The sequence below is a fragment of the Frankia sp. CoWAU3 genome (assembly GCF_977971855.1).
This window is the reverse complement of record NZ_CDWWXB010000051.1, coordinates 4,173-11,753: the sequence shown is the minus strand read 5'-3', so window position 1 is coordinate 11,753 and position 7,581 is coordinate 4,173. Positions and strand designations below refer to the sequence as shown.

The window sequence follows — 7,581 nt, the reverse complement described above, 5'->3', positions numbered from 1 at the left end:
GCCCGGGCGCCCCGGCCACAGGCAGCCCGGCCACAGGCAGCACCGGGCCCCACGGGGCCGGATTCCCCGCGACGGCAGCGGCCCCCGTCAGCAGCGGTTACACCGTCGACCAGGACGCCCCGACCCGGCTACCCGCCAGCGCCGGGGGTCCCGGGGGTCCCGGGGGTCCCGGGGACAGTGGAGCCGATGGCCCCGGCAGGCAGGGCGGCGCGGGCAGGAGCAGGAACCGCACCCCGCTGCTCGTCGGTGGGGGTGTCGTGGTCGTCGGCGCGATCCTCGCGGGAGTATTCGCCCTCAGCGCGGGTGGTGACGGCGGCTCCGGGACCGATGCGGCCAATCCGGCCACCGTCTCCGGGGCTCCGGCCACATCGGCCCAATCGGCCCAATCGACGGCCTTCACGCTGCCCAGTGCGGCCCAGCCGCTTGGCAAGGACACCCTCGTCTACGCGTCCAACCGCAACGGCAACTACGACCTGTTCACCGGGCAGGTCACGGACAACGGGCCGCTCGCGAACGACAAGCCGATCGTCACCGGTCCGGACCAGGAGATGCTGCCCGCGATCAGCAGCGATCGCAAGACGATCGTCTACTTCAAGAAGGGCAGCCCGAATACGCTGCAGGCGATCGCCGCCGATGGCTCCGGGAAACCTGTACAGCTGTTCACCTCGGGCCCGGCCGCCAAGCTGACGATCGCGGACGACGCCCGGCCCTCACTCTCCCCCGACGGCGGCTTCCTGGTCGTCCGTTCCACCACGGATCAGACCGGAACGCTGAACCCCGGCCTGTATGTGGTGAAACTGGACGGCTCGAGCGTGCGACGGCTCAACGCGAAGCCGCAGGCGACCGACCCCGCCTGGTCGCCGGATGGCGAGCGGATCGCCTACTGGTCGAACAATACCGGTGGCAACCGCGGCTTCATCGTGGTGATCCCGACCCAACCGGATGCCCAGCCGACCCCGATCACGCAGGATCAGGGTAACGGGGACTCGGACCCGGTCTGGTCCCCGGACAGCAGGAAGATCGCTTTCACCCGGGCGAAGAACGGCGATCTGGAGATCTTCGAGATGAACTCGGACGGCACCGACGCCCGGCAGCTCACCCGGGTGCACGGGGACGACCAGGACCCGGCCTACGCGCCGGACGGTCGCATCGCCTTCAGCGGGCAGCGCAATCCCACGAACCCCGATGACCGGCAGCTCTACGTTCTGAATCCGGACGATCTGAACGATGGTGACCGCAAGCTCACCACTACCGGCGGGTTCAACGGCCACGCCCGTTGGAACGCCGGCTGAGCTCCTTGCCTATCCAGCGGGATAAATCAGGCACAAAAGCCTCTGGACAGGCAAGGAAGCCGGTGAGAGGAGTCAGTTATGCACAGATCGCGGACGAGCCCGGCAGGATACTCGAACCGTGATCGACGCTGGGGACGTGACCCAGTCCTACGAGAAGGCCGTCGCACTCGCCCGCAGGCAGGCAGGCATGATCACCCGTCGACATGCCCGGCAGCTCGGGATGTCGGACCAAACGATCAGCGTTCGTAGACGCAGGCACGGCTGGACCTCCCCGGTGCGGGGCACGTTGCCCATGCCGCCCGTTCGGGACGAAATCCGGGCCCTGCCCGAGCGGCGCTGTCGATCGTCGCAGGGACGATCTGCGGACGTACCGCGGCCCGACTGCACGGCCTTCCCGCCCTCTCCCGCTGGCGGCCCGGCGAACCCGTCGATGTCGCGCTGCCCGGCGAAGGGGGACTTCGTCAGCGTCTGGCGCGATGTCACGACAGGAGCTGCGAGGACGACGGAAGTCGTCCGGATGGCACTTCTCCGATCCCGCGCGGGTGGCTCTGCCGAAGCGTGGATCCCCGCCGTCCGTCCCGGAGAAGCCGGGACGGACGGCGCCCGAGGCTCCCGACTTCCTTGCCTGCCCAGAGACTTTTGTGCCCGATTTATCCCTCTGGATAGGCAAGGGGCCTAGCGGGGTGCGCCGCTGACCGGTGCGGCGGCGGCGCGTTTGACGGTCTTCGGGTCCATCCGGCGGATCAGGAGGGAGGTGATGATCACGAGAAAGACGCCGACGACGAGACCGGCGACGATGTCGGTGAGGTACGCCGAAGCGCTGTGGTCGAAGAAGGGGTCGTCAACGACCTTCGGGTTCACCGGCTTCTGGTTGTCCGGCCGCAGCACGCCGGCCAGGGTGATGCGGTTCAGGTCACCGACCGAGGCCATCGACGCGAAGCCCCAGCGGGCCGGCGCGATGTAGCTGATCTGCTCCAGACCGGGCGTGCCCTTCACCGGCACGATACCACCGCTGAAGATGAGCTGGGCCATGGTGATCAACACCAGGAGCGGCATGGTCTTGTCCGCGTTGTCGACCATCGCCGAGATCACCAGCCCGAGCATGGCCGACGCAAGCGAGACCACGATCACGGCGATGAGCAGTTCGAGCAGGGCGTTCCCGAGCACGACACCCTTGTCCGGCGTTCGCCCGGCAAGACCGATCAACGTGAACGGGATCGCCTGGGCGACAGTGATCACGATAAGAACGAGGATCTTCGAACCGACATACGCGGTCCGGGACAGACCGATGGCTCTCTCTCTTCGATAGATCGCCCGTTCCTTGACGATCTCTCTGACCGAGTTCGCCATGCCCATGAAACAGGCACAGAGAACCATGATCAAAAGAACTGTCGGGGCATCCGAGTTCGGCGAGAACTGTTTGGCCTGTTCGGCCGTGAGATCAAAGTTCCCGCCGATGGCCCTGGGTATCAGCCCGAGCAGGAACGGGAAGGCGATGATGAGCCGCAGGTATGACTTGTCGGATGCGACGACGGCCGTTGTTCGTCGACTCAGCGTCACGAGCTGCGAGATCACCGACTGCTGCCGCAGGGACGGCAGTTCCTCGGGAGCCGGCCGGGCCGACGGAGCGGTGATCGAGGCGGGCACGTAGTAGCGCGAGTTGCGGAACTTGGCGGCCGACTCGGCCCCCGGCGTCGCCTCCAGGGTGAGGAAGACGTCCGGGTAGTCCCGCTTACCGAAGAAGGGCAGCGCGTCCTGCGGCGGACCGAAGTAGGCCACGTAGCCGCCGGGAGCGAGGACGAGGATGTAGTCGCACAGGTCGAGTTGGGCGACGCTGTGGGTGACCACGATGACCGTCCGGCCGTCGTCCGCGAGCTTGCGCAGCGACTCCATGACGTTCTTGTCCATGCCCGGGTCGAGGCCGGAGGTCGGCTCGTCGAGGTAGAGCAGGGTCGGCCGGGTCAGCAGCTCCAAGGCCACCGAGGTCCGCTTGCGCTGGCCGCCGGACAGCCGGGAGACCTGGGTGTTGGCGTGCTGGGTGAGACCCAGCTCGGCGAGCACCTCATCGACCCGGGTGCGCCGCTCCGCCTTCGTGACGTCCGGCGGGAAGCGCAGCTCGGCGCCGAATTCGAGCGCCTTGCGGACGGTGAGCGAGGTGTGCAGCAGGTCCTCCTGCGGCACGTAGCCGATCCGGCGCCGCAGTTCGTCGTACTCGGAGTAGAGGTCCCGGCCGGCGTAGCGCACGGTGCCCTTGTCCGCGGGGCGGAAGCCGGTGAGCGCGTTGAGCAGCGTCGACTTGCCCGCCCCGGACGGCCCGACGACGCCCAGCAGCGCCCGGCCGGGCAGCTTGAACGTCATGTCGTGCATGAGCTGCTTCTGACCGGCCCAGACGTTCAGGGCGTCGGCCTCGAAGCTGACGTCACCGGAGTCGATGTACTCGACGAGTTGGTCGCCCTCAAGTTGGAAGACGTGGTGACCGACGGCGATGACGTCGCCCTGGCCGACGGGCGCCCGGTTGATCCGACGACCGTTGACGAACACGCCGTTGGCGGAGTCGAGGTCGGCGATCTGCAGGCCGGACCGGCCGATGTAGAGCTCGGCGTGCCGGCGGGAGGCGAGCAGGTCGGTAATGACGATGTCATTGTCGCGGGCACGGCCGATCGACATCGTGCCCGGGCGCAGCCGATAGGTGGTTCGCCGCTCGTGCTCCTGCTCGAGGCTGGTGACGCCACTCACCCGTTCGCCCTGGCCCTGGTCGTCGTAGTCGTGCCCACGCTGGGACGGATCGGTCGGCCCCTGATGCGAGGTCCCGCGCCCACCTCGCGAGGAGCCCGTGGGCCGCGGCGGAGAGTAACCGGCGGCATTGGGCAGCATCGTCTGCATGTCGTAACCGGGGTCGTACTCCGGCTCGTCCAGCAGCCTGCGGCCTTCCGGCACCTGGGGATGGATGACGACCTCGGGCCCGGTCGGAGTGCCGAGACGAAGCCTCACCTCACCGTGCACCGGGACGGTCTCGGGCATGCGCTGCCCGTCGATCCAGGTGCCGTTGGAACTGATGTCCCGAACAACCCACCCGCTGCCGGTCTGCTCAAGGAGGAGATGGCGACGGGAGACCCGACTGTCCGCTATGACGTAGTCGGCGGTCCGGGCACGGCCGACGATGAACTGCGCCTCGGCCGGCACGGTGGCCGCACCGGCCTCGGTGACGACTCTCAGGAAGGTCGTCTGCACGTGTTTCCCCCTTCGCGACGGGACGCTGGCCGGGATGTCCCGCCGAACTCCACCTTGTCACTACGTTGTGCGGTGTCACTACACTGTGCGGTTTTACCAGGTACTGCGGTGCCACCATGGCGTGCCGGGTCACCACGTCGCGCGGCTACTCGGGCCGCCCGATCACGCCGGATGCCCGATCGTAGCGTCGAGGGATGACCTTGATCCACCCCGGGTGACGATTTACCACCAGCTGAACGGCGATCGTTGCCGTCGCGTCGACTTCCGGGCATCTCTCGGGTTCCTGCCGCCTCATGATCGGTCGATTTACCGGTTGCCCTGCTCGAAACCTTCCGAGCCGCGTCACCTTGGGTGATCAGATCGTCTCGGTGACCGTGCCCCGGAAGTGATGACGATGACGGATGCCCCCCGTCCGGCACCCTATGAGAATGACGGCCGACGGTCCCCGACAGTGGCATCTGTCGCCGACCCGACCAGCGACCGCAGGCCTCGGCGGCACCCGGGACGCACGCCACGAAAGCGGACGATCAGCCAACGGACGACCACCGAAAATCGGCTGATGAAACGCCGGGAGGTGCCGCGCGTCGAACGATCGTCGACAGGTCGACGCACTCCGGGAAGGACGTAGTCCGGGAAGAGAGGGGCCACGGGCGGCCTCGACCGGATCCGATCCGGGCCCCGACCGGGGGGAGTGCGGTCGGTACGGCTCGACCACCGCGCGCGAGGCATTCCGGACTGGCACAACTGTGGCGGAAATCATGTCAGGACTCAGGGCCGCCGCTCAGGACTCAGGACTCAGGACGCCGGGAGCACCACGTCCTCGGCAGTCGCGGTGAGTGAGAGACCGGTCGCGTTCGTGGATGCCTCGACGATGCGGAGGTTGAATGGCAGACCGGAGATCGGGATCGGGATGGACGGCAGGAGTTCTCCGGGGACGCTGAATCCGAGGTTCACAGCTCCGGTGAGCTTCACCTCGCTCGGCACCAGGGTGAGCATGTTGTCCCGGACCTCGAACGTCGTGATCCCACCGACCTGCTGGGTACCCAGCACCGACACGTTGACGGTGCCAGTCACCTCGATCTTCTTTCCTCCGTCGACCGGCTCCACCTGCATCTGCTGCCCGGCGAGGTAGGCGTTGAGGTCGTTGTAGGTCATGCCCACAGTGGCCCGCACGCGATCGACGGGCACCTGCCCGACATTGTCGGTGATGGCATCACCGAGCGGTACGTGTACACCCTTCAGATTGGCCTTCACCGACGAGATCTTCGGACCCGGCGTCGGGATGCCCTCGATCTCTACTCCGATGTTGGTGAACTTTCCGAACAGGACCTGGGTAAGGAACGGGAATCCGCCGATGCTCACGCTCTTGACCGTCGGGACAGGATCACCCGGCTTGATGTTCTCGGCTACGCCGGCCTCGACCTGCTTGCGCATCTGATCCTTGGCTATCACCACGCTGACCCGGTCGCCCACGACGAACAGGACGAACAGGGCGACCAGCGCGATGAGCAGTTTCCGGCGCCGACGACGCGGCTTGGCGGGCACGGCGGGCGTGCCGCCGCTTGGCGCCCCGGCGAATCCCTCCGGGCCTTTACCACCCCCGCCGACGGCGCCGGGCAGCCGATCGTGGGATCCGCCGCCCTCGCCTGCGGTGATGTTCCCCATCCCCATGGTCCCGGGCGCCGCGCCCAGGACCGTGGTGCCGTCGTAGCCACCCTGAGCGCCGGAGCCGGCCCACGGCTCATAACCGGCCGGCGGCTCATAACCCGTCGGCCGGTCGCCCCTCCGGGTCGGCGCGACCGGCCGCGCCGGCCGGAACGAGTCCGCAGGCGGCGGTGGTCCCACCGGGGCGCCCGGACGAGCCGGCCTGTTCTGGTTCGCGGGCCGCGTCCCATCACCGTCCGGAGGCATCCCATGGGTGCTGTCCGCAGGCTGCTGCCCGTCACCGTCACGTCCGTCGTTCACCGGTCCATCTCCTGCCATGCTGCGCCGGAGCACGCCGTCGCCCTGTCGATGTCCGCCTGGCTGTTGTCCTGTGCCTGGCCCTGCCGGATCGTCGCATGCTCCGTGCCTTCCGCACGGCCGCGGGTCCGATCTATCCGTGCGACATCGGTGTTGGATTCCCGACTTGACCGACCAGACCGGGCAAACCAGATACCATCGATCGCCGCCCGGAGCATGATCTGCCAGCCGCCACCAGCCGCCACCAGCTCACACCTCCAGCGGGAGCTGCGCCACCGGAGTGGCCCGTCTGTCCGGTGCGAGCCGGAAAACGTCGCCGCGCGGGGCGGCGAACGCCTGCCAGAAGTGGTCCGCGACCACCCCCGGACGTAGCGGGCCCGCGGCGTCCACCCTGCCGTCGAGAACCACCGTGCGCAGCCGGACACCCCGCGCGGCCAGCATCGGCCGTACCGCATCGGCGAGGGCGGCGAGGCCTGCCTTGCCGATCGCCAGCGCGAACCGGCCGGCCACCGGCTCGGTGCGCGATCCGGCCGTGGTCAACAGGATGGTCGCGGCCGGCCGGTCCACGAGGAGGTCTGCCGCCACCTGCACCGCGGTGAGCGCGCCCGTGACGTTCACCGCAAGGGTCTGGTTCATCGTCTCGGCCTTCACCGTGAGGGCGCCGCCGCGGATGCTGAGCTTGGCGTTGTAGACGAGCACCGTCAGCCCCCCGACGTCGGCCGCCACCCGCTGGATGGCCGTGGTGAGAGCCGGCTGGTCGGTGACGTCGGCGACGGCGCCGTGCACCGCCAGGCCGTCCTCGGCGAGCTCGTCTCTCACCCGGGTCAGCGTGTCGGCAGACCGGGAGACGACCCCCAGGGCGAACCCCTCCCGGCCGAACCGGCGCAACAGGTCGGAACCGAAGCTCGCCCCCGGTCCCACGACGACGAGGCCGCGGGTCGCCGGGGCGAACTCCGGGTCCCCGGCATGGCCACGATCACGGTCGACGCCACCGCCCGGCCCGCCGGGGTGACCCGGAGCCGGCTCGCACGGTCCGGTGCTCATGGCTTCATCCTGACGGAGACGCTGTCCGGACATCCCGGGGATCGACGCTCCG

4 protein-coding genes are annotated in these 7,581 nt (G+C 68.6%); 1 reads left to right on the top strand and 3 read right to left on the bottom strand.

Going from position 1 to position 7,581, the window contains the following annotated elements; translation table 11 throughout:
- A partial coding sequence (locus AC08ON_RS07350; RefSeq protein WP_476616677.1) for a TolB family protein occupies positions 1 to 1,292 on the top strand: 1,292 nt, incomplete at its 5' end.
- A gap of 675 nt (positions 1,293 to 1,967) precedes the next feature.
- On the opposite strand, the gene AC08ON_RS07345 is transcribed toward AC08ON_RS07350, so the two are convergent.
- The 3 genes from AC08ON_RS07345 to AC08ON_RS07335 all read right to left on the bottom strand — a co-directional run bounded on the left by AC08ON_RS07345 (position 1,968) and on the right by AC08ON_RS07335 (position 7,529).
- Positions 1,968 to 4,523 carry an FHA domain-containing protein gene (locus AC08ON_RS07345; protein ID WP_476606961.1) on the bottom strand — a complete coding sequence of 852 codons (2,556 nt, stop codon included), beginning with the start codon at positions 4,521 to 4,523 and terminating at the stop codon, positions 1,968 to 1,970.
- A gap of 795 nt (positions 4,524 to 5,318) precedes the next feature.
- Positions 5,319 to 6,488 carry an LmeA family phospholipid-binding protein gene (locus AC08ON_RS07340; RefSeq protein ID WP_476606960.1) on the bottom strand — a complete coding sequence of 390 codons (1,170 nt, stop codon included), beginning with the start codon at positions 6,486 to 6,488 and terminating at the stop codon, positions 5,319 to 5,321.
- 246 nt (positions 6,489 to 6,734) lie between these two features.
- On the bottom strand, positions 6,735 to 7,529 hold the full coding sequence (locus tag AC08ON_RS07335) for an SDR family NAD(P)-dependent oxidoreductase (protein WP_476606959.1): 795 nt from the start codon (positions 7,527 to 7,529) through the stop codon (positions 6,735 to 6,737).
- Positions 7,530 to 7,581 lie beyond the last annotated feature (52 nt).